Origin of the sequence: Paenibacillus sp. alder61 (assembly GCF_020179875.1) — a bacterium.
GTDB lineage: Bacteria > Bacillota > Bacilli > Paenibacillales > Paenibacillaceae > Fontibacillus > Fontibacillus faecis.
On record NZ_JAIUDG010000010.1, the window covers coordinates 93,670 to 119,974 of the forward strand.

At 54.8% G+C, this 26,305-nt stretch carries 23 protein-coding genes, 1 pseudogene and 1 riboswitch; of the genes and pseudogenes, 4 read left to right on the top strand and 20 right to left on the bottom strand.

The window, feature by feature from the left end; genetic code table 11:
- Positions 1–78: 78 nt before the first annotated feature.
- Complete coding sequence (locus tag LBW89_RS12295; RefSeq protein WP_211373264.1) at positions 79–1,068, bottom strand: Gfo/Idh/MocA family protein; 990 nt, start codon at positions 1,066–1,068, stop codon at positions 79–81.
- A gap of 189 nt (positions 1,069–1,257) precedes the next feature.
- On the opposite strand from LBW89_RS12295, the gene LBW89_RS12300 reads away from it, so the two are divergent.
- Entirely contained in the window at positions 1,258–2,805 is a 1,548-nt protein-coding gene (locus tag LBW89_RS12300; RefSeq protein ID WP_148450977.1) for an Ig-like domain-containing protein, read from the top strand.
- 104 nt (positions 2,806–2,909) lie between these two features.
- The gene (locus tag LBW89_RS12305) at positions 2,910–3,659 is read left to right on the top strand and encodes an SGNH/GDSL hydrolase family protein (RefSeq protein ID WP_148450978.1); all 750 of its coding nucleotides are present in this window, start codon (positions 2,910–2,912) and stop codon (positions 3,657–3,659) included.
- Positions 3,660–3,714: 55 nt separating this feature from the next.
- Here LBW89_RS12305 and LBW89_RS12310 read toward each other — a convergent pair whose 3' ends face one another.
- The 7 genes from LBW89_RS12310 to LBW89_RS12340 all read right to left on the bottom strand — a co-directional run bounded on the left by LBW89_RS12310 (position 3,715) and on the right by LBW89_RS12340 (position 10,130).
- Positions 3,715–4,587, bottom strand: coding sequence for a helix-turn-helix transcriptional regulator (locus LBW89_RS12310; protein WP_148450979.1), 873 nt, complete (start codon positions 4,585–4,587; stop codon positions 3,715–3,717).
- Positions 4,588–4,851: 264 nt separating this feature from the next.
- Complete coding sequence (locus LBW89_RS12315; protein ID WP_225039226.1) at positions 4,852–5,481, bottom strand: nitroreductase; 630 nt, start codon at positions 5,479–5,481, stop codon at positions 4,852–4,854.
- A gap of 12 nt (positions 5,482–5,493) precedes the next feature.
- Complete coding sequence (locus tag LBW89_RS12320) at positions 5,494–6,483, bottom strand: FecCD family ABC transporter permease (RefSeq protein ID WP_148450980.1); 990 nt, start codon at positions 6,481–6,483, stop codon at positions 5,494–5,496.
- Positions 6,480–7,490: a FecCD family ABC transporter permease gene (locus LBW89_RS12325; RefSeq protein ID WP_148450981.1), complete on the bottom strand. Its 1,011-nt coding sequence runs from the start codon at positions 7,488–7,490 to the stop codon at positions 6,480–6,482. Before LBW89_RS12325 ends, LBW89_RS12320 begins: the two co-directional genes overlap by 4 nt.
- A 27-nt stretch (positions 7,491–7,517) precedes the next feature.
- Positions 7,518–8,549, bottom strand: coding sequence for an ABC transporter substrate-binding protein (locus tag LBW89_RS12330; RefSeq protein ID WP_148450982.1), 1,032 nt, complete (start codon positions 8,547–8,549; stop codon positions 7,518–7,520).
- Positions 8,550–8,809: 260 nt separating this feature from the next.
- Positions 8,810–9,547 carry a cyclase family protein gene (locus tag LBW89_RS12335; protein ID WP_148450983.1) on the bottom strand — a complete coding sequence of 246 codons (738 nt, stop codon included), beginning with the start codon at positions 9,545–9,547 and terminating at the stop codon, positions 8,810–8,812.
- A 79-nt stretch (positions 9,548–9,626) separates the two neighbouring features.
- Entirely contained in the window at positions 9,627–10,130 is a 504-nt protein-coding gene (locus LBW89_RS12340; protein ID WP_148450984.1) for a CYTH domain-containing protein, read from the bottom strand.
- A 971-nt stretch (positions 10,131–11,101) separates the two neighbouring features.
- Between LBW89_RS12340 and LBW89_RS12345 the strand changes: the two genes are divergently transcribed.
- Positions 11,102–11,605, top strand: a complete 504-nt coding sequence (locus LBW89_RS12345; protein ID WP_148450985.1) for an RNA polymerase sigma factor — start codon at positions 11,102–11,104, stop codon at positions 11,603–11,605.
- A complete protein-coding gene (locus LBW89_RS12350; RefSeq protein ID WP_148450986.1) occupies positions 11,598–12,632 on the top strand; it encodes a DUF4179 domain-containing protein in 1,035 nt (344 codons plus the stop codon). The genes LBW89_RS12345 and LBW89_RS12350 overlap by 8 nt, the downstream gene beginning before the upstream one ends.
- A gap of 155 nt (positions 12,633–12,787) precedes the next feature.
- Here the strand turns inward: LBW89_RS12350 and htpG are convergent, their stop codons facing one another.
- From htpG to LBW89_RS12410, 12 genes and pseudogenes are all read right to left on the bottom strand, one after another.
- Positions 12,788–14,668 carry a molecular chaperone HtpG gene (gene htpG / locus LBW89_RS12355; protein WP_148450987.1) on the bottom strand — a complete coding sequence of 627 codons (1,881 nt, stop codon included), beginning with the start codon at positions 14,666–14,668 and terminating at the stop codon, positions 12,788–12,790.
- Between the two features lie 117 nt (positions 14,669–14,785).
- Positions 14,786–17,233, bottom strand: a complete 2,448-nt coding sequence (locus LBW89_RS12360; protein WP_148450988.1) for an Mbeg1-like protein — start codon at positions 17,231–17,233, stop codon at positions 14,786–14,788.
- Entirely contained in the window at positions 17,226–17,906 is a 681-nt protein-coding gene (locus LBW89_RS12365; protein WP_148450989.1) for a hypothetical protein, read from the bottom strand. Before LBW89_RS12365 ends, LBW89_RS12360 begins: the two co-directional genes overlap by 8 nt.
- A gap of 132 nt (positions 17,907–18,038) precedes the next feature.
- A complete protein-coding gene (locus LBW89_RS12370; protein ID WP_148450990.1) occupies positions 18,039–19,211 on the bottom strand; it encodes a hypothetical protein in 1,173 nt (390 codons plus the stop codon).
- 35 nt (positions 19,212–19,246) lie between these two features.
- A complete protein-coding gene (locus LBW89_RS12375; RefSeq protein WP_148450991.1) occupies positions 19,247–19,570 on the bottom strand; it encodes a WXG100 family type VII secretion target in 324 nt (107 codons plus the stop codon).
- Between the two features lie 257 nt (positions 19,571–19,827).
- The gene (gene thiE / locus LBW89_RS12380; protein WP_213506828.1) at positions 19,828–20,517 is read right to left on the bottom strand and encodes a thiamine phosphate synthase; all 690 of its coding nucleotides are present in this window, start codon (positions 20,515–20,517) and stop codon (positions 19,828–19,830) included.
- Entirely contained in the window at positions 20,514–21,410 is an 897-nt protein-coding gene (thiD, locus tag LBW89_RS12385; RefSeq protein WP_225039227.1) for a bifunctional hydroxymethylpyrimidine kinase/phosphomethylpyrimidine kinase, read from the bottom strand. Before thiD ends, thiE begins: the two co-directional genes overlap by 4 nt.
- On the bottom strand, positions 21,407–22,249 hold the full coding sequence (gene thiM, locus LBW89_RS12390; RefSeq protein WP_148451233.1) for a hydroxyethylthiazole kinase: 843 nt from the start codon (positions 22,247–22,249) through the stop codon (positions 21,407–21,409). The genes thiD and thiM overlap by 4 nt, the downstream gene beginning before the upstream one ends.
- A 72-nt stretch (positions 22,250–22,321) precedes the next feature.
- Positions 22,322–23,008, bottom strand: a complete 687-nt coding sequence (gene tenA / locus LBW89_RS12395; protein ID WP_225039228.1) for a thiaminase II — start codon at positions 23,006–23,008, stop codon at positions 22,322–22,324.
- Between the two features lie 170 nt (positions 23,009–23,178).
- A riboswitch (TPP riboswitch) is annotated at positions 23,179–23,282 on the bottom strand.
- A gap of 723 nt (positions 23,283–24,005) precedes the next feature.
- Positions 24,006–24,302, bottom strand: a pseudogene (locus tag LBW89_RS12400) (VOC family protein); the annotation flags it as partial.
- 285 nt (positions 24,303–24,587) lie between these two features.
- Entirely contained in the window at positions 24,588–24,935 is a 348-nt protein-coding gene (locus tag LBW89_RS12405; protein ID WP_225039229.1) for a hypothetical protein, read from the bottom strand.
- A gap of 47 nt (positions 24,936–24,982) precedes the next feature.
- A complete protein-coding gene (locus LBW89_RS12410) occupies positions 24,983–26,281 on the bottom strand; it encodes a sensor histidine kinase (RefSeq protein ID WP_148450996.1) in 1,299 nt (432 codons plus the stop codon).
- Between the last annotated feature and the right edge of the window lie 24 nt (positions 26,282–26,305).

Here is a 26,305-nt window from a genome sequence, read left to right on the forward strand (position 1 = left end):
ACGATTTCAAAAAGAACGACCGTTTTTGGCGCATATGAAAAGCCCGCTTCTTATGAAGCGGGCTTTTTTAGACGTCCGTTAAAACCGGTCCGCCGGATATTTCAGCCCGATTTGCCGCCGGGCTTCCTCCATGATTTCGGCGACGATCAGGGAATTGGCCAGCGTGTTCACACCGCTTTCCCGTCGGCCGCTTTGCGCGAGCTCGATAAACTCCCGCGCCTCGTAGAACATCGACTCCTGCATCTGCGGCTGCCGCAAGTCCTCAACGGTGCCGTCCCGGTACATGATTTTGACATCGTAAGGCTGGTTGATTTTATCGATGATCAGCGTACCGTTCTCGCCCTGGATTTCCGCCGGAGCATAGGAATCGGCGATTTTGGAGTACATCACTACGGCATCCATGTCTTCATAACGCATCAGGATGCTCCCCTCTCCGTCCACGCCCGACGACAGCATGATCCCGGTCGCTTGAAGGGACTCCGGCTTGCCGAATAAAGTCACCATCGGGTAAAGGCAGTAGATCCCGAGGTCCATCAACGCCCCGTTCGAATAGACCGGATTAAAGGCGTTTAGAACCGTACCTTGCTTGAACGCGTCATACCTGGAAGAATATTGGCAGTAGCTGGCAAAATAGCGGCGCACCCGCCCGATTTTATACAAATTGTTTGTGATTACCCGGAAGTTCGGCATCAAGGTGGACTTCATCGCTTCCATGAGAAGCACGTCATTCTCCTTCGCCGCCCGGATCATCCGCTGCGTCTCTTCCACATTTGATGCAAACGGCTTTTCGCACAGCACATGCTTCCCATGGCTCATACACAAAATGGCCTGCTCGGCGTGATACGAATTGGGACTGGCGATATACACCGCGTCAACCAGGTCGCTCGACACCATTTTTTCCAAATCCGTGAATACTTCAGGGTGGCTGTTATACTTGGCCGCAAAAGCCTTCCCTTTCTCTTCCGTGCGCGAGTAAACGGCCGTCAGAGCGAATTGCTCCGTCTCCTCCGCCGCTTGGATAAAGCGTTCCGTGATCCAGTTCGTTCCGATGATTCCGAATCGAAGCACTGAATGCATCCCCCTTTTTCTAATATCGTTATCTGTATTCTCTCATTAGCTACCCCTTTATGTCCACTTGCTGTCAACAATTGAGACCTAGCTCACAGAAGAATTCTCTCTTTCGTACCTGTTCCCGGGACTTCACATTCCGTCACACTGAAACTGATATGATTTCCAAAATGAGGAGGAGTGATGCAAATGAAAACACCGTTGCGCAGGCAAACCGAGTTGTGGATCGTAACCATCCTGATGGCCGTCGGCCTTTGGTATGTCCCCCCGGCGCAAGGGTTTGCCGCCGGAGGTCCGGCAGGCTACGCGGAGGAATGGTCCCGGGAGTTCGGATCGCCGGACAATTACAACGAGCCATCCCAAGTATTGTCCCTGCCCGGTCAAGGCTACATCGCCGTGGGCACCGCAACTCCGCGGGATGAAATTTCTTCCCAAGCCAAAATCGTTGCCATCAAAACCGATTCGAGCGGAAATACGGAATGGGAACGCGAATATCTGGATAAAACCTCACCGACCGAGAGGTACACTGTTCAATCGATGATTCAAACCCGGGACGGCGGGTTTTTGATCGGCGGAGGAATGCTGGACTGGAGCGATGGAAAGCCTTTTTACCGGGCCTACCTGCTCAAGCTGTCGGCAGACGGAGATCCTGAATGGAGCGGGTCCTACGGCGAATACCGCGGATACGCCCCCATTCAGCGGGTTAAGGAAACCCGGAATGGCGGTTTTATCGCCGTTTCCTGGACTTCCAACGTATCGGGTACCCAGCCCGCTTATATTTTGAGAGTCGATGCGGAAGGAAATCCGTTGTGGGATCATTATTACCGCGGATACCAAGAACAGGTGCTCCTTGACGTTGTGGAGACGCAGGACGAAGGATTCTTAGCCGCGGGGTACGCCGTGAAGGAGAACAGCGTCTCCTGGCTTCCCTTGCTGGTGAAATACGGTCCGACAGGTGAAATTTCTTGGAGCAAAACGCTGCCTTACGAGGCCGGTTGGGGCTACGTTCGGCAGTTGATGCACGCTCCCGGCGGGGACGGGTATCTCATGCTCGACGGCTCCGGACTGTGGAAGCTGACGGAGGACGGCGAAGCGGTTTGGCGAAAAGGCTTGGTAGACGCGGAGTTCCCCGAGCTTCTCTCTTACATGAAGCCAGCGCCGGACGGCTCGGGCGGCTATCTGATCAGCGGCAGATCGGACCAACGGCATCTCACATTAAAAATCGATGAAGAAGGAACGATCCTCTGGTCCCTGCTTCAAAACCTCGCTCCACGATTCTACGACGCCGCCCGCACCGATATTCCCCAGGACGGAGGGCTTGTATGGATCACTTCGACTTTCGGTTCGGAACGGCTAAAGCTGGTCAAATACAAGACGGTCGACGAGATTCCCGGGGAAAGCCGATTCTACCTGGATTCCGACGATTACTCCCTTTCTGTGGATACGCAGTTGGATATCGTCGCGCTGTTTCAAGCCCCGGACGGCGGTGTTAAATCGGTTACGGAGGCCGCTTATTTCACGATCGAGGATCCGGGCATCGCTTCGATCGACGCGAGCGGCAACCTTACGGGACTCTCGCCGGGACTCACCCGTGTCATCGCCGAATATGCGGGCTTTACGGATTCGGCCACCGTACTGGTTGTACGACCTTATGTCCCGCCCGCAAACCGGATGGAGGACATTCCGGCCGATCCTTCCGACACCCTGTCATCGCATCCAAATCCCGCCGGTCCCTGACCGTCTATTCCGGTCTCGGCATGAGGAATCCGCTTGATTTCCGGCGTGAAACTCAACTACAATTGAAGAAAGAAACAGCAAAGGAATGAGGTGATCCGAAGAGTATGGAAAATCAGGAAAACCTGGATGCGGCGGCCAAATACCTGGTCACTGGAGATTCCATCTCCAAAGGCGTCATTTATGACGAGGTCAAAAACAAATACGTTCTGCTGGAGGACAATTATGTTTCCCTGCTGCAGAACAAGTTGAAGGGCGCTGTGCGGAACACCGCCCGGTTCGGCAATACGCTGATCAAGGGTATGGCCAACCTGCGCAAGGATGTGATGAAGGACAAACCGAATATCGTGCTCATTGAATACGGCGGCAACGACTGCGATTTTAACTGGAACGAGATTGCGGACAACCCCAATGGCGAGCACCGTCCGAAAACGGATTTCAATTTGTTTGAGAAGATGCTCACCGAGGCTGTTCAATTTTTGAAAAGCCAGCAGATCACTCCCGTGCTGATGAGCCTGCCCCCGCTGAATGCGGACAGCTACTTCAAATGGGTCAGCAGGAACAACCCCGACGCCGAGAAGAACATCCTTCAATGGCTCGGCAGCGTGACCAAAATTTATTGGTGGCAGGAAAGGTATAATTCCACCATCCTCAAAGTATCGGAATTGACCAAAACCAAGTTCATCGATGTTCGCGGAGCCTTCCTGGAGCATCCCGATTTCACCCAATTCCTCTGCTCGGACGGGATTCACCCGAACCAGGCCGGCCACAAGATCATCTCCGACAAAGTGCTGGAGTTTATCCGCCAGCACTATGGTCACCTGCTTCGCGATCATGGCGGACTGACGGCGAAATAAGCATGGACACGACGGGCACCGATCGTTGAATATGACGATCGGTGCCCGTGTCGTTTTATCCTATTTCGGACGGACCGCCGGCTAGCGACTGCAGGCGATTCTGCTTGATGTACGCCGTCGGCGCCATGCCGACCTCCCGCTTGAATACGCGGCTGAAATAAAATTCATTGCCGAATCCGGATTCCGCCGCCGCCTCCTTCACCGTAATGTCGGGACGGGAGAGCAGCTTCTTCGCGTGATGGAGGCGAAGACGGCTCAAGTATTCCACGGGGGTCGTCCCCTTCTCCCGTTTGAAGCGCCTGGAGTAGGAGCTCGGCGTCAGTCCGGCGATCTCGGCCAGCGTTTCCAACTGGATTTTGGAACGGAAGTGCCGGTGCATATATCCGATACTAAGCTCCAGCCCGCTGGGCTTGGCGGTCGAAGCTCGCTCTTTAAGCTGATCGAGCACGATGCAGAGCAGGCTTTGGCATCTCAACTGCAGCCGCCCCTTATCGGCTCCGGGCAAACGGGTGTCCGCAAATAATGCGGCCGCATCCTGTAAAAGCTCGGGGGCTTTTACCGGCTTAAGGCCACCGGCGAATCCCGGCCATCCGCCGCCTCCGGGATGCAGCGGTCCCGCTTGCCAATTCCCTCTCCGCCGCTGCACCGCCAGCGGCCTAAACAGCAGCAGAAAGCATTCGAGCGCCCCGGATTCAAGCATGAACTGTAAGGCGGTTCCCGGAGTCAGCACAAAGCAATCCCCCGGGCCGACGGCCTCCGCCTTTTCCGAAACATCGCCCAACGCAATCCACCCTTTCCCCTCTTTCACCATGCAAAGCAGGTAGGCCGGAATCGTCATGTCACGGCCATGATCGGGGCCCCGGAAAGTACGGTGATGGATGGAGGAGAACAGCACTACAGGCCCCAGCCCCGCCATATTCAACGCCATCGGCGGATCCCCCTTTCTCTTGGACTAGTGTCCCATCCGATCAGACATCCTTGATAACATAAAATTCCTGCAAATATGCATGTTTTTGTTCGGTATGGAGCAACAATTTCAAAATTCCTGCAAATCTGCAGGAACTTTCGACGAAATCGGCTCGGTTCTCTAAAATCGCCAGAAATGACTGCAGATTTGCAGCTTTTTCGAATCCCCCCTGTGACCGGCCAAAAATGCCTGCAGATTTGCAGCTTTTTGGAGTTGGAAGGAGCACTAATCGATCAGCGGCAGTCGATCCAGTACGGTCAGCTTCGTTTCCGCCCTCGCTCTGGGCTGGGCGGCGGGAACCGTTTCGGCATAGCCGATGTACAGTACGCCCACGACTTTTTCCCCCGGCTGGATGCCGAATGCCGACCGGAAGCGAGGCTCGTAAATATAATGATTCGTCTTCCAAACGACGCCGATGCCCTGTTCCCAGGCGGCCAGCTGAAAATTCTGAATCAGGCAGCAGACGGCGCCGAAGTCTTCCTCCCGCTGTTTATGACGGGAGTCCTCCGTCTGCAGAACGATAAGCTGGGCCGGCAGCGTCGTTAAATACTCGTGTCGCTGCGCCCCGATTTTGGCCCGCTCCTCGGCGGAATGCGTTCGCAGCACCGCCTCGGCGAAAGCCTCCCGCGCCTCGTCCATCACGAGAATAAAACGCCAAGGCTGCCGATTCCCGTGATTCGGCGCCCACACCGCCGTATTCAGCAAAGCGATGATTTGCTCCTTGCTGACCGGGTCCGGTTTAAACGCACGGATCGTTCTGCGGCTCTGGATCAGGTCGGCCAAGGGATAGCTTGAGCCGGCCGCCCTCACCGCCTCCATTTGCTCGTCATCTTGCAGGGGTTTTGTATCAGCCAATCGTTTCGCCTCCTATTGATTTCGATTCACATACAGCAGATAAATGAAAAACGGAGCGCCGATCGCCGCCGTAAACACCCCGGCTGGCACATCCAGCGGAAGAAACAGCGTGCGTCCGGCCAGATCGGCCAGCAGGACGATCCAGGCGCCAAGCAGCGCGGATACCGGCAGCAGGCGGCCGAAGTCGGCCCCCACCAGCTTGCGGGCCATATGCGGAGCGAGCAGGCCGACGAACCCGATCGCGCCCGCCACCGCGACCGCCGATCCGGCCAAGGCCACGCTGAGCATGAGCTGCAGGAAGCGGACCCGCTGGACGCGGCTTCCGCCGCTGGTGGCCACCTCATCGCCCAGCTGCGAAATGTTCACGTGCCGCTTCATGAGCATCGCCGCCGGCAGCAGCACGGCGGTCCAGGGCAGCAGAAGCAGCACCTGCTCCCAATTCGCGCCGTACACGGAACCGGTCAGCCAGGTATAGGCCTGGCCGGCATCGTTGCGCGGATTAAACACAATCATCATCGTCGTGGCCGCCGACATGAGCGAAGACATCCCGACGCCCACCAGGACGAGGCGAAGCGGGGTCACGCCCTTCTTCCAGGCGAACGCGTACAACAGCAGCGCGGCGACGGCGGCTCCCGCCATGGCCGCTACCGGCAGCCAGCGAATGCTCAAGACACCGAGTCCGTACGTCATGAACGCTACAGCCGCCGCGGAAGCTCCCCCGGTGACGCCCAGAATGTCCGGGGAGGCCATCGGGTTGCGGGCCACGCCCTGCAGGATGGCCCCGGCGGCGGCCAGGGAAGCGCCCGCCAGCAGCGACGTGACGATCCGGGGAAGGCGCAGCTTCTCCACGATCATGGCCTCGGCCTCCGAGCCGGCGCCCGTCAGGCTGCCGAACACCCGGACGGGCGATATAAACGTTTCGCCCAGACTCGCGCTGAGCAGAGCCGCCAGCAGGCAGCCGAACAGCAGGCCATATGGAATCCATCTACTTCCTCGGTTCATGATTTGCCAATTCCTCTCCGGGCGATATACATAAAGAACGGGGCGCCGAGAGCCGCAGTCATCACGCCGACCGGAAGCTCCTCCGGTATCATGATGAACCTGGCGGCGATATCGGCCAAGAGCAGCAGCGCGGCCCCGAATACGCCGCAAAAAGGGATCACCCAGCGGTGATCCGTACCGACCAGGTAACGGGCCATGTGCGGTACGACGATGCCGATAAAGCCGATCGGCCCCGCGATGGACACCGAGCCTCCGGCCAAAATGACGACGATCACGCCGATTCCGATTTTTAAGGCGCCCGTTCGCTGACCCAGGCCTTTGGACGTGTCCTCGCCCATCAGAAGGATGTTCATCCCCCGGGCCAGCAGCCAGGCGGCGACCCAACAGCCAGCCATATAGGGAAACACGGTGGCGAGCATCTCGGGGGAGCGTCCGGCGATGGTTCCGGTCAGCCAAAACAGTACCGATCCGAGGCTCTGCCGGTCCAACGCCAGGACCCCCTGGGTAAAAGAAGCGAACAGCGCGGTCATGGCCGAACCGGCAAGCACGATTTTGATCGGCGTCAACCCTTCTCTCCCCGCCGAACCCAGGATATAAACCACGCCCGCCGCCGCCGCCGCGCCGACGAAGGAAATCCACATCAACGCCTGTAAATGGGATACGGACAGGAGCACCGAGGCCGAGACGACGAAGAACCCCGCCCCTGCGTTGATCCCCAGCACGCTCGGAGAAGCGAGCGGATTTCGCGTCAGCGTCTGCATGATGGCGCCCGCGATGGCCAAGCTCGCTCCGACCGCCGCCGCGATCAAGGCCCGCGGCAGGCGCGTCGTCCGGATCACGATCTGGTCGGTCACATTGGGGTCGTAACGAAACAAGGCGTCCCAAGCCGTCTCCGGACTGTAATTCATGGCCCCCAGCAGGATGCTTCCGGCCAGTCCCAGCAACAGCGCCAGCCCTCCTAATATGAATCCCGCGGCTCTTCGCCCGCGTATCGCCCCTGCGCTCATTTTTGCCTTCTCCCTATGCCGAAATTTTTACTTGATCCCGAAAATTTCATAAACATCGTCCAGCATGGAATTCGCCGCCAGTACCCCGCCGCTGAGATTCCAGGTGATCACGTCCACCTCGATATATTTGCCGTTCTTGACGCCCTTCAAGGTTTTCCAAAGCGGGTGGGACGTCCATTCGTTCCTGGTTGTCTGCGTGTCGTTATCTCCGGGACTGATGCGGGTGATATCGAAAATATAATCCCCGTCCAGTTGCCCCATTTGCTCCTTGGAGGTCAGATTTACGACCGCTTTGCCTTCCACCATCTGGGCTTCCGGACGCCCGATCCCCAGCTCCTTGAAGATGGTTCCGGCAAACCCCGTAGCATAAAAACGGGCGCTGCCGTCATCCTCAAACCGGATAATCGAAACTTTGGTATCTTTCAGCCGATCTCCGGCTTTTTGTTTGAAGTCCGCTACACGGGCATCCCAATCCGCAATGAGCTGCTGCGCCTCCTTATCCTTATAGAGCGCCTGGGCGCTAAGCTGGAGGTTGTCTTTCCAATCGAAAATTTCCTTGGTAATCAGCGTAGGGGCGATTTCGGACAGCTGAGGGTAGATTTTTTCATGGCGCGCTTCCGTACCGATAATTAGATCCGGCTTAAGCGCTACGATGGCCTCCAGATTCGGCTGATTCTCCTCTCCCAGATCCTTGACCCCCTCCATTTTGTCCCGGAGATAGAGATACCAAGGCTTCTCCTCCCAGGACTCGACGGCCCCGACCGGTTTCACGCCCAGCGCCGCCGTAATGTCAACCATGCCGTTAAACAGTACAACGACCCGCTCCGGCTTCTTCTCGAGCGTGATCTCTCCCATGGCATGCTTTATCGTTCTTGGCCCGTCTTCGCCCCCGGTATTCGTTCCGGTTCCGGCTTCTTCCGCCGCTTGGGCGGTTTGGGCTGTATTGCCCTTGCCCTTCGTCTCATTGCCGCCGGCGTTGCCGGCACTGTTGGAGTTCCCTCCGCATCCGGCAACCGCCAAGGTTAATATGAGGGCAATGATCATTTTGAAGCTTTTCATCGTATGGCCTCCCGTAGTAACAATTCTATTGATAATGATTATCGATATCAATATACTATCGGACCGGCTTAATGTACATGACTGATTTTATCCTTTTGCCGCATCAATTTTATCCGGCGAAGTTCGGACAATAGCAAAAGCCCCATCCTCAACGGATGGGCCTTTTGCTGCTAACCGGGCTATAAACCGGTAGTTTCGATTAACGAGGAACGAGAGGTTCTCCCGGTAATAAAAAATAAAAAAGTGATTTATAAGGCTACTCAGGGCAGAATCGCGAAAGAGCGTACCGGGAAGCCCGACGCTCGTTCCGCTTTGGGCACGATATTGAAAATAACCGCACCCTTCGGGGGAACAAGATCGAGGTTTTTCAGCAGCTCGACTTGATACGTATCCCGCTCCAGCACGTAATATTCGCCGAGCAGCGCGCCGTTCTTCGTGTAGTCCGCAGCCGAATCGGTGTCAAAGGTCTCATGACCGATCGCTTTAACCCCGCGCTGCCGGAACAGAAATTCCAGAGCCTCCATCGACCAGCCGGGCGCGTGATTGTTCCCGTCCGCGTCTTTGTTCTCGAAGCGCTCCTGGCTCGGCCAGCGTTTGCTCCAGTCCGTACGCAGGGCGACGAAGCTTCCCGCCTCGATCTCGCCGTGCTCGGCTTCAAACGCCAGGATATCCGCGACGGACAAGGAATAATCGGCATCGGCCGCGGCTTCCTCGGACTTGTCGATGACGATGAGCGGCAGCACGAGTTCCTTGAGCCCGAGCTCGTCGAGGTAACGGGCATCCCGTACGAAATGAATCGGGGCGTCCAGATGCGTGCCGTATTGGCCGGGGAAAGTAAAACTTTGGGCGAAAAAGCCGTCATCGTGCGTGAACAGCGTCTTGAATTCCGCGGCCGCAAATGCCGCAAAATGCGGTGAATCCGGACCGAACGTATGGGTCAGATCGATCCATTCTTTTTCCTTAATCAACTTCAGGGCCTGCAGCAGTTCGTTCGACATACCCTCACCTCTCGGATTATGTATTGGATTAGTCCGTCGGAACGTCTCTTTCCGCGGACCTGTGATGCATTAAACCACATTAAATCTGCTTCCTGCCCTGCAATTCACGCCAGATCCGTTTGTTGCTGTATTGTTTGTCCGTGCTGATGTCCGGACCGAACCAATCGGGAGGGACAAAACCGGTCGCTTCTTCCTCGGAACCGAACTCGACCTCCAAGACCGCCATCTGGATCTGATGGTAGCTGTCGATCTCGATCTGGATACCGTTCCAGCGGGCCGTCAGCCGCTTTTTGACCAAAGGAACCGCACGGCGGATATGGATCATCTGCTCGTATAGCCCGGCGGAGATATCATATTCGATTTCCTCGCGGGCCAGACCGAATCCCCGTTTGAAAGTATGCGTGTACGTAACGTCTCCGGTAGCGAGATCTTTGATTTTTCTCACTCTAAGCTCCTGATCACCGTCGAGGGCAAGATACGTTTGATCGATCACCTGTTCTTTCAGGACCTCTATCACGCCTTCTTCAAGAAGCGTTTTCGGATACTCCGGAAGCAGAAATTTCCGTTCGATTTCAAGAGCCATGCTTCACTTCTCCTTATTCTTGTTCTTGGATTCTGTACCCAGTTTATCACAGAACAGCGGCGGTCGACGACCTCTGGAATGCTAAAGAACGAACAGGGGGGGAGCGAAGGTGATGGCGATGCGATGGTGATGGTGATGGTGATGGCGATTAACCCCTTAAGGCGAAAAAACTGCTATATAGGTTGAACTAAAGAATTGGCGTTCGGCAAGGATATGATAGGGTTTTGGATACACGTTGCCAACATCCACAATTGTAGATATCAGGTCCCACGTCGGAATCTACACCACATTAACGGGAAAAATTCCTGTTAATTTACCGCTCTTGGCTCTTCGATCAGATTTAGCTGGAAAAGTTCCATCTATTTTGCGGCCCTACTGCTGATATACACGATTTCAAGCCAATTAGCGGGAGGTTTTCCAGCTAATTCGCCTCTGCAGCCGCATAAGCACTAAATTAACGGGAAGAATTCCCTCTAATTCGAACCAAACCATTAGTTGAAAGTCAAGAGTGTGCCAAAGAACACTTTACACCGCTGTCTAGTATGCAAACCAATAGTTCAACCTAATATAACGGAAATAGGAGCGGCTATTTTTGCAAAAGCGGCCCATTTCAAACTTTAACGGAAATAATAGCTGCTATTCGGCCGAAATCAGCCTGTTTTCGTGGTGAATGCAGAAAATAGGCGCTACCATTTCCGTTAGGATCGCGAGAAGCGCGTTTTGGACAGAATAGCGTCTCCTGTTTCCGTTAAAATTTCACCCCGAGGAGGTTGAGGTGAATGCGAAGAGGGGCCATCGGCACAATTCCCAACAATAAAGGTAAGTCGACAAAAGAAAACTAGCTAATTCCGAACAAGTATCTAAACTATTTGTTAGAGCAACTACTACAGCTCGAGGAATTGAAAAATTCGTTTCTTAAATTATGAGATATTTTCAAGTCATCAATCGTGTTGTAATCAGGAGGCGAATAAATGGAAAACAATTCTTTATTGCGTACGGATAAAGAATTGGCTGAACTCTATCAACGGCATGTCGATCATGTATACAGGCTAAGCTATATCTATTTGAAAAATCCCGTTGATGCAGAAGACGCTGTTCAATCTGTATTTCTAAAACTGATCAAATCTCAAATGGTTTTTAATGACCCCGAGCATGAAAAAGCGTGGCTGATGGTAACCACTAGAAATTACTGCAAAGACATACTTAAAAACTGGTGGAAAACCCGTCGCGTGGGGATAGACGCAATACCAGAAATTTCTTCTTGGAATAGCGAAGAGCCATCGGGGAAGGCTCTTGCTAAACTACTTTCTCTTCCCGAAAAATACAAAATCGTTTTATATCTCTACTATATTGAGGAATACTCGGTAAAAGAAATATCGGAGATGTTAGGACACAAAGAAAGTACGATCCAAACCCAACTATCCAGAGGCCGCGAACGCCTTAAAATTGACTTGGGAGGGAACTACCATGAGTAACAAAAATATCAATCGGCTGGTTGAAGCCCTTACGCCAACTACTGAACAAAAAGAAAAAATGTTTCAGAATATTTTGGTGCAAAGCCAGAACGAAAGCACAAGGCGCAGAGGACTTCCTCCTATGAAACACGTAAGATCTGCAGTATTGGCTGCTGTGCTGATGGTTTGTTTAACTACAACAGCTTTTGCAGTGGCATACCTGGGATTAGATGAAACATTTTTAAAATTTCTTAATCCAGTCAATCACGAGCAGGTAGAATATTTGTCAAATGGTGCTTACGTGGTTGACAAACAAGTCGCAAACGAGAATGGAACGCTTACCATTAAGCAAGTTATTGGTGACAGCAATCTGACCTATATCTTAATGGACTTCACGGCTCCGAAAGGCACCGTTTTAAATGCAGCGCGATACCGTTTTATGGTTGACACGATGACGACAGATCAGGACACTCAAAGTTACGGGTTTGAGATGGTCGACGACGGAAATCCGATTGACAATAAAATTAGCCTGGTTATGAGTATTATGACCAAAAATTCAATAGCAGGCCAAACCGTTCATTTCAAATTAAAAGATTTACAAGCAGCAGATCCGCTTCCCGGGGTTTTTGAAACGGTCATACCGGGTTCTTGGGAAACTTCCTTTAAGCTGGATTTCAAAGAGTACTCTACCCTTTATCAGATCGATCAAAACATTACCATGTTTGGTTATAGGGCAGTATTAAAAACGATCTCCGTCTCACCCATTTCGATTTCTTTAAAAATTGAAGGTCAATCATTGAAAGAGATTGATGAGGTAGCCGGAAGATTAAGGAAGTCCAATGTAAATGGATTTGAATATTTGGATAACTACCCGATCACGATAAACTATAAAGATGGCACCGCAGAAACGACAAGTATTTTTACCGGATGGACTTTAACGGAATTTGGGGTTCAAATGCTTACGATCAAAACTTTTGAAAATGTTATAAATGATAAAGAAATCGCATCAATCGTTTTTTTTGATAAAGTAATTCCGATTAATAACTGAATCTCTACTACAGTACTAATGACCTCATTAAATTAAGCGTCGAATTCTCTCAGGCGTGCATAGCATAGCTAGGCCCGCTTGGGGTTATTTGGCGCTTAGCAAAAACAACAAAACCCCCCGCCTGGATAAACTCAAGCGAGGGGCTCTGCCCTATTTTAAACCATCACTTTGCAAATGTTGTTCGTGAACTCCACCGGATCCTCCACCGGCAGCCCTTCGATCAGGCGAGCCTGATTGTAGAGCAGGTTGGTGTACAGTCCCAGCTTCTCTTTATCCTGTTCAAAGGCATCCTTCAAAGAGTGGAACACCTCGTGGCCGACGTTGATTTCCAGTACTTTGTCCGCCTTGACGTCTTGCCCGCTAGGCATGGCGTTCAGCACTTTCTCCATCTCGATGGAGACTTCGCCCTCGGCGGACAGGCAGACCGGATGGGTCTTCAGGCGTTTGGAAGCCTTGACCGCTTTGACTTTGCCCGCGAGCAGCCGGCTCATTTCTTCGAAGAGCTCTTTGTTCGCGGTTTCGGCCTCTTTGCTGTCCTTGTCGCCTTCTTCCGGCTCGATGCCGAGATCGCCGCTCGATACGGATTTGAAATCTTTGCCCTTATAATTGAGGATCATTTTAATGGCAAACTCGTCGATATCGTCCGTGAAATAAAGGATTTCGTACCCTTTATCCAGCACCAGCTCGGTTTGCGGCAGTTTTTCCAAACGGTCCACGGATTCGCCGGCGGCGTAGTAAATGTACTTCTGATCCTCGGGCATCCGGGAGACGTATTCGTCCAGGGTAACCAGCTTTTTCTCCTTGGAGGAAGTGAACAGCAGCAGGTCCTGGAGCACTTCCTTGTTCATGCCGTAATCGTTGTAGACGCCGAACTTGAGCTGACGGCCGAACGAAGCATAAAATTTTTCGTACTTTTCCCGGTCGTCTTTCAGCACGCTTTGCAGTTGGCTTTTGATTTTGCTCTGGATGTTCTTGGCGATCAGCTTCAATTGCCGGTCATGCTGCAGAAGCTCGCGGGAAATATTCAGGGAAAGGTCCTCGGAATCGACCATCCCTTTCACGAAGCTGAAGTAATCCGGCAGCAGGTCGCCGCATTTCTCCATAATCAGGACGCCGTTGGAGTACAGCTCCAGCCCTTTTTCGTATTCCTTGGTGTAATAGTCGAACGGCGTCTTCTCCGGGATGAACAGAATCGCGTTGTAAACGACCGCCCCGTCCGCCTTGATATGGATATGCGAAATCGGCTTGTCAAAGCCGTACCGTTTCTCCATGTAGAAGTTCTCGTAATCCTCGTCCGTCAGCTCGCTTTTGTTTTTTCGCCAGATCGGCACCATGCTGTTGAGGGTTTGCTCTTCCTTGACTTCTTCAAACTCGCCCTCGCTGCCCTCTTTCGGCCGATGGGTGGTTACATCCATTTTGATCGGATAGCGGATGAAGTCCGAATATTTCTTAATGATCGATTTCAGGCGATACTCTTCCAAAAACTCATCGTATTGGTCGTCCTCGGTGTTCGGTTTGATGTGCAAAATAATCTCGGTTCCGACGGACGCCTTCTCCGCCTCGTCAATGGTGTAACCGTCCGCACCGGTCGATTCCCACTTATAAGCTTCCTCGCCGCCCAAAGCGCGGCTGAGAACGGTAACCTTGTCCGCCACCATAAAGGCGGAATAGAAGCCGACACCGAATTGCCCGATAATGTTGTGGCCGTCCTTCGCTTCATTCTCGTTCTTAAAAGCCAGCGATCCGCTCTTGGCGATGATCCCCAGGTTATTCTCCAGTTCTTCCTTCGTCATCCCGATCCCGGTATCGGAGATGGTCAACGTGCGGTTGTCCTTATCCACCGTCAGCTTGATGTAATAATCGTCTTTATTGAACGTTAAATTCTCGTCCGTGAGCGCTTTGTAGTAGATCTTATCGATGGCGTCGCTGCTGTTGGAAATCAATTCTCTTAAAAAGATTTCCCGCTGCGTATAAATGGAGTTGATCATCATTTCCAGCAATCGTTTCGATTCAGCCTTAAATTGCTTCTTTGCCATGATTGGGCTCCTTCCTTCCAGTGAACAATATATTAGCACTCTAAGAATCAGAGTGCTAACGATCTACTTCTATATTAATTTTCCCTTTTTTTGATGTCAATATCAGGGCGTTCAATTCTATAGACTTCGGCTGGAAATGCCCTTTTTAAGCATACTTTCTATTTTCCCGTATTGTTCTTCGGCATGAGCGAGCGATTTGGACTTCCGCTCAAGCTCCGCCGAGACCCGCCGGCTCCGGTTCTTGACATCATCGCAGGCCTTCTGGACCTGCCGCACCTGGCTTTGCACGTTGGATTCGCTGTAAGCGCGGCCGACGCTGGAACTGACCCGCTCCGCTTCGCCGACCATCCGCGCCGTTTTGGCTTCAATGTCGGAATCCAGCGCTTTCAGCTTGGACTTAAGGTCGCTTAACCGGGCAAGATTGACCAGCAGAAGTCCATGGGAGACTTTGGCCAGCCCCTTGACGACCTTGCCGGCGAACTTCTTGAAGGAGTCGGCCGACACCTTGCCGATCTGCCGGATGCCGTCCTTCGTCAGTTTACCCAGCCGCTTGACCCCGTCCTTGAATTCGGAGACTTTGACCTTCACCGCATCCTTCACGTAATTGAAGGCGGTTTTCACTTTGTCGCACAGGCTGTCCCAGGCCTTCTTCACCTGCTGAAGGGCCTGTTTGAAAGCCGCGACCAGCTTCTCCGCGAACCGCTTAACGACAAGGGTAATATGCTGGGCGAACCGGGATATGGCCTCTCCGGCTTGAACCGCCGTATTTTTGATCGTCTCGGCCATGCTGCGGATTCCGGCCTTCAGCCGTTCCCAGCCCTCCTTCACCTTTTCGGCGAAGGCGGTAAAGGTGGCCGCGATGCGGGCCGCGATTTCCTTGCCTTTCTCGATGCCGTCCTTGATTTTGTTGACCAGGAACTCCCCGGTCTCCCGAACCTTGCGGACCGAGGCATCGATGAAGCGGCTCACGCCTTCCTTCGTAGCCGTGATGGCCGACTTCACGCCGGATTTGAACTCATCCCACTTCTTGGCCAGCTTATCCCGGGTATCCCCGATAAAGGTCGAGACTTTATCCACCGCGCTGTTCCAGGCGTCCCGGACCGCGTTGATGGCGTGCTTCGTGCCTTCCACCAGGCTGTTGCAAAAGCTGGTTACGCTCTGCACCACTTTATCCTTGAATTGCATAATGGCTTCGCCGGCCCCGATGACCGTGTTCTTGACCTTTTCGCCCATCTCCTTAATCCCGGTAACCAAGCGGTCCCATCCGTCTTTGATCTTATCCACAAACCCGGAGATGGCCGCGCTGATTTGCCGGGCGGTCGTCGAAATTTTCACCGCGATGTTGGACAAGAATTCCGTAAGTTTATCAACGACGATATTTTTCAATATCCCGCCGATCTCGGTCGCCAAATCATGCAGATAGCTGAAATTTTGCGCATTGATCGCCGCATATTTCATGAAGTCATCCATGTAGTATTGCGGAAACACTTGGGCAGCGAAGGAGGTGACCACGAGTCCCATAAAATCCTTTGCACCGTCCGCGGCATTCTCGATCAGATAATTTCCCACATAAGGAAGCACTTTTTTGATGCTTTCCTTGGTATGTTCGGCGCTCTCCTTGGGGAACCCTTCCTCCCCGCTCTCGAGCAAGGCAAGCAGCCCGTCAACCGCGTAGCTGCGGTCGGGCTCCTTCATATTGGCGTTCAGGTAAATGGTCAGGTCGTTGATCAGGGTAGAGATCGCGCCGCGTTCCGCCGGGCCGCGCAGTTGGCCGTTTTCGTCCAGCACGATATTCGGCTTGTGATTATTCAGGAAATCGCGCTGCTCTTCCGTATCGATGTAGAAGATCTTGTCGGATTCCGCAATCGGATTGAGCAGGACATTGACATAGTCCGCCTCCGCGGAAATGGACGTGATTTTGTGCCGGTTCGCCGCGATCTCATCCTTGTACTTCTCCAGGAACTCCTTCGAGAATCCCTGCCCGTCTAACGATACGGCCCGGTCCACCTTATCGGACAGAATCGCCACATACTGCGTCTTGTTTCCGCCTTTGGAGTGGCCCGTCACGGTAATGTTGTTGTAAGGCAGGCTGTTGATGTAGTCCAGGGCGGCTTTTTGCATCTCCGTGTCGGACAAATAACCGCCCGTTCCGTTGTCATGCCATTCGTAGTCGCCGGACGTCCCCCGGAACACGACGGTCGCATTGCCTTGGGGATCGACAAACGTGGCGGAACGGTTGCCCGTCTCCAGAATTCTTCCGTCACTGCCGCGGACGGGGTTGCCTTTTGTATCGTACGTCGTGCCGACGACGCCGTGCTTGAGCTTCAACGACGTTAATTCCTTGTCTTTTTCGATCGCCTTCAGAATCGTTTCCCATTCGCCCCGGCTCATCTGTCCGGGATAGGCTTCTTTGCCGTCCTTGATCGTTCTGCTCTTGTCCAGACCACCGCCGTGCAGAAGCGAGTCCACGATATCCCCGACGCTTCGGTTGTTCTTGTTGGCCACATCGTTTAAGTAAATCAGATTATCCAGCAAAATCAGCTGGCTTTCGGACAATTCAGCCATCGATCTCGACCTCCTTTCCGTTCTGTCTGATCTTCAGCTCGGGCGTAACCATGACGGACTTGTAGTCGCCTACGAAATACTCGCTCTCATCCGCGGCGTTGAGGGCCTGCAAATCGATGTTCTCGTATTTGTCGTTTCGTACCACGAAGAGCTGGACGAAGCCGACCAGCTTCTTCTCGCGCATCTTTTGGGCCAGCTTGATCAGGCTCCCCTCGACATCGGCCTCTTTCACGGCATCCTCTTTCACAAAAACGACGGTGTCCGAGGAAACGGTCTCACCCGGCGCATAGATTTCTTCGATGTTCGTGTCCTTGTTCAGCCGATCCGGCAATACGCCCTCGCCGAAGTCGGTATACAGCTTGAAGGTGCTGTAGGACTCCCCAACCAGGCCGGACATGACCGCTTCATATTCGGGCTTGATATATTTGCCAAAATAGCCGTCGCTAATTTGATAGGAACCGTCTTTCATCTGCGTGCCCCAAACTTCGAATGCGTCGCTCTGGCTTCCCTTTTTGGGATAGGCCGTCAAATTGTCGTAACTGTAAGCAAATCCGCTCAGCGTAAGGTTTACAGGGACGAACTCCTCCCCGTATTTTTGCTGCAAATGAGACAGCATCCGCTCCTTGATCGCTTCCGGATCCCTGTTCCGGTTGGTCTGCGCTTCACTTTTCATACACCCGCTCACTCCCAAAGAAAATATGATGGTCAACAAAAGCAGTACGGTTCGCATCGCCAGGCGATTCAATAGACAGACCTCCTATGTAATTCCGGTGAACCCCGGGTTCATTCCGGAACGATTTCTCGTTTACCATTCCAGCGTAAAATCAGGCATCTGGAGCAGACGCTCCAAATGGCTTGCGATCGCCTGGTCCAGACAAGCTTCCAGTTTGGTCTGCTCCCCGTCCAGCAGTTCATGGATCCGGTCATAGAATCCGGCCATCCAAGGCTCCACATCAAACGGTTCCCGATCCAGCGAAAAGAGGGCGATGCCCATAAAAATCGTCTGCACGCTGTCATACGTCCGCTCCACGAACGCGCTCGCACGGGCCGCATGCTCCCCGGCAATTTCCGGCACTCGGGCATGATAGTCTTCGTCGCCGACCTTGGCGAGTTCCCGGACCATCGCTTCGCGGTTGGCCGTCAACACTTTGCCGGCATACCGTATCGTCTCGTCGACCGAACGGAGAATCCCTTCCCGGTTCAATGAACCGATTTGCAAATAAACGGAATATACGCCCAGGTCGGCCAGCAAAGCCTCTTCTTCCTCAGGCCCGGGAAAAAAGAGACCCCAAATTTCCGGTTCCACCGTGTCGGCCCGCTGATAGAACCAACTGACGAACCTGGAAAATTCGCTCTGTTCGGCGATTACCGGGTTTCCCGCGGGGTCGAACTCCAGCTTCCGGTAATAAAACGCCTCGTCCTCTTCCTTCAACTCCCCTTGCTGCTTCACAAACACGACCTTTTCCGTATAAGCTCCGACCGGGTCGTCTTCCCCGACATAATTGACCGCCCTTCCGGGCAGCTCTTCCTCGCCGGGCGCTCCAAATACAACCGCTCCCGCACCGAGCAGCGCGGCCAGTTCCGCGGCGCGCCAGCCCCCTTGCCCGAGTCCCGTAAAGCTCAAGGTTCCTTTGGTCTCGGCGATGGGCCGCAGCGCCGCCATAAATTCATCCATGGTATATGTATGGGAGAAAGGCGTTTCCGCGGGTTCCTGCATAACCACAACCCCATGGTTATGTTCCCTGTGCACAAAAAAATAACGGTCCGGGCGCTCTCCATCCCCCTCCCGCCGGTCCCATTCCCAGTCGACCAGGTTCGCCGACCTTCCGATCTGCTGCGCCAAATCCCCCTGGCCGATCCCCGCAAGCTTCGCCTCCAGCCCGGCGGCCAATTCCAGGACGCCTCCGGATTGCTGCGCGGGCAGGAGCCCGGTTTGGGCCAACTCACACAGCAATATATAGTCTTTTACGCTCAACATCCCATTGTCTCTCCCCAATATAAAGATAAAATCGTCTATTTTTTGTTTTTCTGCTGTTTCAGCAGCTCTTCTTTGGCTTTTCTCTCCGCCTCCGCGCGGCGGCGGTCATCCGCGGCCTGCACTTCCCGGGCGAGCCGGTCCAAACCGGTTTCCAGATCGCGGATTTCCGCGTACAGCAGCTCGATCTCGCTGCGCGTTTTGCCGAGGTAATCCTCCTTGAACGCTTGGCCCGCTTTCCCTTTCCACCAGGAAGAGGTCTCGTGCACGGTGGAAACGAATTGCTTCTCCATTCGTTTGAGGTCCGCGTTTCCCTGTGACATTTTTCTCGCGACCGCGCGTATTTCACTTGATGAATACACCCTGATTCCTCCATTGCAAAAAGGTTCATTTTGGAATAAATCACTTGCATGATTTACCAAACATACTACCTTATACCCCTTGAAATCTCCACTGCCAACCGGACTGTTTCATGCAAAATATTCCTTTTGGCCTAGGCGTTATGTGGAAAAAGTCCTTGTCCCCGGACGCAAGTCTCACCCTCTCGGAAAAGAGAAAAAAGCGGCCTTTGTCCAAGGCCGCTGCTTCATCGCTGCAATCCGCTTTATATAAGGAAGAATTATAACGCCTCCCTGATCTTGGTCAAAAATCCCTTCACCCCCGTGCGGACTTCACCGGCCGGAACCCCGGTGACGGCCGAAATGACGGCGACGCCGTCCGCGCCGGCCCGGACCACGTCCCCGGCGCGGGCGGCGGTGATACCGCCGATCCCGACCATGGGGACGCTAATGCCGAGGGAGCGCAGCTCCGACAGCAGCCGGGTCCCCTGCACCGGCCGGGCATCGGCCTTGGACGCGGTCGGATAAATCGGGCCGATGCCCAGATAATCCGCGCCCTGCTCCACCGCGCGCCGCGCTTCCTCCGGCGTATGGGCGGATACGCCCAGCAGCCGGCGGCCGCCGATCCGCGCGCGGACCTCCCCGGCGCTTTCATCCTCCTGCCCGATGTGCACCCCGTCGGCTCCGATCCGCAGAGCCAGGTCCACATCGTCATTGACGATGAAAGGCACGCCTTTCCGGCGGCAGGCGTCCTGCAGCCGGAGGGCCAGGGCGAACCGGGCCTCGCCGGTGAGCGCGCCGGGGCCCTTTTCCCGAAACTGTACAAGCGTGACCCCTCCGGCCAACGCTTCCTCCACGATGTGCAGGGGATCCGCCCCGCGGCAGTTCGGACTGCCGACGACCAGGTACATACGCAGCAGTTCGCGCACGCGCTCCGGCTGTATCCGCAGTCCGGCCGCCGCGCCGGTCATAGCGGCACCCCCTGGCGCCGGCGGTATGCCCAGTGGTTGGTCGGGCCGTGACCCCGACCGAGCTCCAGGCTGTCCTCGATCGCCGCCTGAATAAACGCCCGGGCCGTACGCACGGCTTCCTGCAGCGCCGCCCCCTTCGCCAGGGCGGCCGTCAGCGCCGCAGAAAACGTGCATCCCGTGCCATGGGTATGCACCGTCTGAACCCGGAGGCCGGCCAATTCGGTAAAATGGCTCCCGTCATACACCAGATCGACCACCTCTACGCCCGCCTGGGAGGAAGGCCATGACTTGCCGCTTACGCTTACGTTTTCGCTTTCGCTTACGCGGGTGTTCCCCTCGTCGTGCCCTCCTTTGATCACGACGAGCTCCGGTCCCATGGCGCGAATCCGCTTGGCCGCTTCCCGCCGCTCCTGCATCGTCCGGATCGGCAGCCCGGACAACACCTCCGCTTCCGGAAGATTCGGGGTCACGACCTGGGCGAGCGGAAGCAGTTCTTCGCGCAGGGCGGCGACCGCTTCCCGCCGCAGCAGCGTTTCCCCGCCCTTGGCGATCATCACGGGATCCACGACGACGCGCTTCCAGCCGAACCGGCGGATCTCCGTGGCGACCGCCCGGATGATTTCCGCATCGAACAGCATCCCCGTCTTCAGCGCGTCCACGCCGAGATCCGAGCCGACCGCCCGGATTTGCTCGGCCGCCGCCGCCGGGGGCAGCGGGTAGACCCCGCTGACGCCGAGCGTGTTCTGCACCGTGATCGCCGTAATGGCCGACATCCCGTAAACGTCCAACTCCTGGAACGTTTTCAGGTCGGCCTGGATGCCGGCGCCCCCGCCGCTGTCCGAGCCGGCGATCGTCAGCGCCTTGGGAATGCGGGGGAGGCCCTCCCTTTTCATGGCCGGCCTCCGGCGGACGCCGTCTCGATCTCGCGGACGGCGGCATAGCCTTTGAGCGAATGCGGATGCAGCTTCGCCAGCTCATCCAGGAAGGCGGTCTGGAAGCTGCCCGGCCCGAGGGAGGCCGTCCGTTCGGCGGCCCGGGCGGCCGCCGTGCCGTAGAAGGCCAGCCCCGCCGTACCGGCCAGCATCAAGTCCTTCTCGACCGCCGCAAACGCGCCCAGCACCGACGTCAGCAGGCAGCCCGTGCCGGTCACCTGCGTCATCAGCGCGTCCCCGCCGCTGATGATCCGGCACGCGCTTCCGTCGGTGATCACATCCACCCGGCCCGTGATGGCCACCACGGTCCCCAGGGCGTTGGCCGCCCGCACCGCCAGGGGCACATTGTCCTGGCTTTCGCTCTCCACGGCGTCCACTCCCTTGATCTCGCGGGCCTCGCCGATCAGGTTGGCGATTTCCGACGCGTTCCCCCGCACCAGCGAGACGTTCACCTCGCTCAAAATCCGCCGTGCCGTTTCCGTCCGGAACTTCGTCGCCCCTACGGCGACAGGGTCGAACATCACCGGCACGCCATGCTCGTTCGCGGACTGTCCCGCCAGGATCATGGCGTCGACAAGTCCCGCGTTCAGCGTGCCGATATTCAGCACCAGCGCGTCGGCGATTTTGGCCATCTCCGCCACTTCTTCAGCGGCGCTGGACATCACGGGCGACGCGCCGATCGCGTATAGTCCGTTCGCCGTAAAGTTGGTCACGACTTCGTTGGTCATGTTGTGCACGAGCGGCTTTCTTTTTTGCAAACGGGTCAGAACATCCGACAATTCTTTTTCCAGCAAACGCATCGTCATCCACCTTTCTGTTCCTCGAATCTCATGTTTCGTCGTATCGAACCGCACGCCGGGTTTGGCTATCGCCTACACGACCGCGGCCTTCGGCGGCACCGGCCACTCCTCCACTTTGAAGGCCATATCCCAGAACAAATACTCCAACTGGCAGCTGTACATAAAATGCTCCTTCATCCGCGCGCGCTCCGCCTGATTGGCCGTCTCCCCCCAGGCATCGACCCGCGAGCGCATCAGCTCCGTCGCCTCGCCGGCCATGCCGCCGTAGAAACGAATCCATTCCCCGAACGGATGGGATGGACCGGGCTTCACTTCCTCCATCAGCCGCCGGCCAATCTCCAGATAGGTCCACGGGCAAGGCAGCAGCGCCGCCATGATTTCGCCCAAGCTGCCTTGATGGGCAACCGCCAGCATGTGCTTGACATAATGGTCCGCCGACGGGGCCAGAGGGAACCCTTGAACATCCTCGAACTTGACGCCGCCCACCGCGCAAAAATTACGATGCGGATGGACTTCGCTGTGCAGAATAAAAGAAATCTGCTCATGAAACATCGCGATCTCCTCTCTGTCGGCACACTTGGAAATCGCCATGCCGTACACCCGCATGTAGGCGTTCAAATATTCATAATCCTGCTTCACGTAATGAATCAGTTGTTCTCTGCCGACCTTTCCTTCCGCGATTCCTCTGACAAAGGGATGCGCAAATATCGCTTCGAACAAATGGTCCGCCTCCCGGCGAAGCTCCTCGGTAAACCGCATTCCTTTCCACCTCCCGATAATGTTGAAATGAAGACGGAAGTCCCGGGAGAGCTTCGCCCGTCCGCTTGTTTCCGGGACACCAAAAAAGCCGCCCCGGAAACGGAGCGGCTTCATTCTAAAAAGCGTACACCCTACACAAAACCATGTATAACGGTGCGTGATCGCCTTTCATATGACCGACTCCACTTTCCTACGCTAGTACGAACTAGATCAGGTTCAAAGGGTCCAAGATATCCTCTTGTCTCAGCCGCTGACGGCTCCCCTAGTGGACTTCCTATTCATTTGCTTTCTACTGTACCTAGGTTTGCCAAATCTGTCAAACCCTTAGATAGGTTGCCTATCCGCCATAATTCCTTGCGATAAGCTCTCATGCCTGCATTAGCGGACTTTTTGGACGTTATTTCAACTGAATAAGGGACTAGCGGCTAGTAACATCCTCCCTTTGAGCCGGACGGGTAAATAAGGGCCATTTGAGGCGCTATTTTGTCGAATTTGGCTCTTCGGTGTGAAATAGAGGTCATTTGGGGTCTTATTTTAGAGAAAGTCGGGCAAAAACCGGATTTTTGAGCTCACGCCAGAGAAATAAGGCCGTTTTTGACCGCTATTTTACCCGCGAAAGCGAATCGGGCCGAAATAACGGCCCAAAATGCCGCTAATATGACGGGGCGGCAAGGAAGATTGCGGATAGGCAGCACCATGTCGGGTTTAATGCAACGCCAGTGCGCTATTCTCCCCCGAGGCAGAATCTGACCGATAGCAGCCTTTTGGGCTGCTATTTGGCGGGCGTCCGGTATCCCTGGAATGGCCCGGCGTGAGCGTGCAGGTGAGCATTGCCGGGTAAGCGTTGCCGGGTAAGCGTTGCAGCGTGAGCACGTGCATGCGTAGGCGTGAGCATGAACCTGTGCATGCTTGGGCATCCAAGTGAGCCTGAGTATGGTCGCGTACACGCACGCTGTATAGCCTCCCGTTCGCGGCTTATTACTGCTGCCCTAGTCGCTTACTTGTCGTTCTCCAGCAGCTCGATCCACAGCTTCAAATCGCGGGTGGCGTCCATATAGGCGTAGCGGCCTCCGGTGTACTCGCCCTTTTGCGCGAGCGGCATCCCGCGCTTCTCCAGCAGCGTGATCTTCTCCTTCATGCCGTCGATGACAAACGCGATATGATGCGGCCCTTCGCCATGCTCGTTCAAATAGTCGCGCCAGATGCTGGGCTGCTCGTCCGGCTCGATCAATTCGATCTGCAGCTGGCCGCAGTCAAAAAAAGCCAGCTTGGCACGACCGGCCGCCGGTTGCCCGCGCTCCCCCCATCGCGTTCCGGACCATTAAATTCCTGCAAATCTGCAGGAATTTCCGGCGTAATTTCCACATTCAAAGGAATTCCTGCAAATCTGCAACTTTTTCCTCACCAAATCCATTTTTTATGGCTGACACGCGAAAATACCTGCACATTTGCATCTTTTTCGTTTTGGGTCCACAAATACCTCCGAAAAGCCTGCATATTTGCATCTTTTTCGCTTGGCGGCACTCAATTGGCGCTCGATCGGCTATGCTCCGCTTATCCCCGGCTAACGCAGCCAATCCTACCTTTTATCCACTTGCAGCAGCGCGATTTCCTTCAGGCGGTAGGTATGCTTGATTTTGTCCTCCGCGATCACGTTCAGTTTCAGGAGGCCGGCGATTTTGGCGGTGTCCGGCTTGGAGAGCAGGCGCCACAGTTCCAGATCCGGGAGCGCCTCATAGAGTTTGTTCTCGTCGTACTCCCGGCGGGCCTGGTGAATAACCTTGACCTTATGGCGTTCAAGCTCCAGAACTGTAATTTGCCGTTCTTCGCAATGACTCAGAATACTGTCCCGAAGCTCCGCCAGCTCCTGCTCCAACTCTTTCATCCGTTGTTTGACTTCATAATAGCGCGCAACGATCCTATCCATAGGCTTCAGCTCCTTTATATCCCATGGATATGCCGTAAGCGGAAGTTTTAGGACAGCCCGTCTGCCGGAACGCCGCTCCCGTTCCCGAACGGCTCAGGTTCGTACAAAGGAAGCGTGATGGTAAAGCGGGTCCCTGCGCGATGGACGCTTTTCAGCGTAATGGTCCCTCCCATTCCCTGGATGGCCTGATAAGAAAAACTCAAGCCCAACCCGGTCCCCCGGGACTTGGTCGAGAAGAATACGGACCCTAACCGTTCCACCTGATCCTCCGTCATTCCGATGCCATTATCCTCAATCGTCAAAATGGCTTTGGCTCCCTCGGTCCGAAGGTCCAGGGTCACCTTTCCGTCGGAGACGGCGTAGCAGGCTTCGATCGCATTTTTGATCAAATTGACGAGAATCTGCTTGATTTTTTCCGGGTTGGCCAGAATCGGCACGGCTTCAGGCGGCGCCTCCAGTTCCAGAGCCACATTGTTCATATTGGCGTAGGGACGCATCACCTCCACGGTAATCCGCAGTTGGTGCGCCAGATCGGTCGCCTCCTGCAGATCCGTGAGCGGCTTGGATATCGCGAGATATTCGGAGAGAATGTACTCCGTACGCTCCATTTCGCTGATACAAATATCGATGTAACGGTTCACTTTCTCCTGATCCAGCCGGGATTCCCGGATCAGGGTCAGGAACCCTTTGACCGCGGTCAAGGGGTTTCGGACTTCGTGGACGAGCGAGGCCGCGACCTGGCTGATCACCTCGACCTTTTCAGTCTGCACGTAACGGATAAACATGTCCTTGTCCGCGGCGGCTTTCTGGAATAGCCAGATCAACAGCCAACTGCCGACAAAGTTTTGAACCGGAATGGCCAAAACATGAAACCATATATGATTTTCGATCGATTCCGGGTTGTGCCAATAAACGAATCCAATCGGGACGATGGAGAAGACGGCCCCCGCCGATAAGGTAACCATCCACTTTTTGTCGATGCTCCGATACCATTTGTACAGCAGCAGCGAAATCGGGAACGTAACCAGCAGAATTAGCATGGCGATCCAGGTTCCGTCTCCGCCGAGATATAACCGATACAGCACAAATTCCGGCAGAAGAAGGAGGCCGGCTTTCAAGCCGCCGAAGAGCAGCCCGAAAAACAAAATGATATACCGGATGTCGTAAAAATACCCGCTCACCGCGCTTGCCCCGAAGGTCATGGAAAAAAACAGGCAGATCATGCTGGTCACGATAACGAAGCGGGTCGAAAAGTTCCGGGGCTTGTCCCGGTAGTATACGTTAAACGCCAAAAAAGGGATCAGGGCAAAAAACAACTGAAGTATAATTTCCTTAACTACGGTCATCCATAGTGTCACCCTTCACAGGTT

Excerpts from the sequence above, each read along its gene's own strand:
- LBW89_RS12370 (WP_148450990.1), bottom strand. The coding sequence starts at position 19,211 with ATGTTGAGCGTAAAAGACTATATATTGCTGTGTGAGTTGGCCCAAACC.
- htpG (WP_148450987.1), bottom strand. The coding sequence starts at position 14,668 with ATGGCAAAGAAGCAATTTAAGGCTGAATCGAAACGATTGCTGGAAATG.
- LBW89_RS12405 (WP_225039229.1), bottom strand. The coding sequence starts at position 24,935 with ATGGATAGGATCGTTGCGCGCTATTATGAAGTCAAACAACGGATGAAA.
- LBW89_RS12300 (WP_148450977.1), top strand. The coding sequence starts at position 1,258 with ATGAAAACACCGTTGCGCAGGCAAACCGAGTTGTGGATCGTAACCATC.
- LBW89_RS12320 (WP_148450980.1), bottom strand. The coding sequence starts at position 6,483 with ATGAACCGAGGAAGTAGATGGATTCCATATGGCCTGCTGTTCGGCTGC.
- thiM (WP_148451233.1), bottom strand. The coding sequence starts at position 22,249 with ATGCGTTTGCTGGAAAAAGAATTGTCGGATGTTCTGACCCGTTTGCAA.
- LBW89_RS12350 (WP_148450986.1), top strand. The coding sequence starts at position 11,598 with ATGAGTAACAAAAATATCAATCGGCTGGTTGAAGCCCTTACGCCAACT.
- LBW89_RS12345 (WP_148450985.1), top strand. The coding sequence starts at position 11,102 with ATGGAAAACAATTCTTTATTGCGTACGGATAAAGAATTGGCTGAACTC.
- LBW89_RS12330 (WP_148450982.1), bottom strand. The coding sequence starts at position 8,549 with ATGAAAAGCTTCAAAATGATCATTGCCCTCATATTAACCTTGGCGGTT.
- LBW89_RS12340 (WP_148450984.1), bottom strand. The coding sequence starts at position 10,130 with ATGGCTCTTGAAATCGAACGGAAATTTCTGCTTCCGGAGTATCCGAAA.
- thiD (WP_225039227.1), bottom strand. The coding sequence starts at position 21,410 with ATGAAAAGGGAGGGCCTCCCCCGCATTCCCAAGGCGCTGACGATCGCC.
- LBW89_RS12305 (WP_148450978.1), top strand. The coding sequence starts at position 2,910 with ATGGAAAATCAGGAAAACCTGGATGCGGCGGCCAAATACCTGGTCACT.
- LBW89_RS12360 (WP_148450988.1), bottom strand. The coding sequence starts at position 17,233 with ATGGCTGAATTGTCCGAAAGCCAGCTGATTTTGCTGGATAATCTGATT.
- LBW89_RS12325 (WP_148450981.1), bottom strand. The coding sequence starts at position 7,490 with ATGAGCGCAGGGGCGATACGCGGGCGAAGAGCCGCGGGATTCATATTA.
- LBW89_RS12310 (WP_148450979.1), bottom strand. The coding sequence starts at position 4,587 with ATGGCGTTGAATATGGCGGGGCTGGGGCCTGTAGTGCTGTTCTCCTCC.
- LBW89_RS12335 (WP_148450983.1), bottom strand. The coding sequence starts at position 9,547 with ATGTCGAACGAACTGCTGCAGGCCCTGAAGTTGATTAAGGAAAAAGAA.
- tenA (WP_225039228.1), bottom strand. The coding sequence starts at position 23,008 with ATGCGGTTTACCGAGGAGCTTCGCCGGGAGGCGGACCATTTGTTCGAA.
- LBW89_RS12410 (WP_148450996.1), bottom strand. The coding sequence starts at position 26,281 with ATGACCGTAGTTAAGGAAATTATACTTCAGTTGTTTTTTGCCCTGATC.
- thiE (WP_213506828.1), bottom strand. The coding sequence starts at position 20,517 with ATGACCGGCGCGGCGGCCGGACTGCGGATACAGCCGGAGCGCGTGCGC.
- LBW89_RS12365 (WP_148450989.1), bottom strand. The coding sequence starts at position 17,906 with ATGAAAAGTGAAGCGCAGACCAACCGGAACAGGGATCCGGAAGCGATC.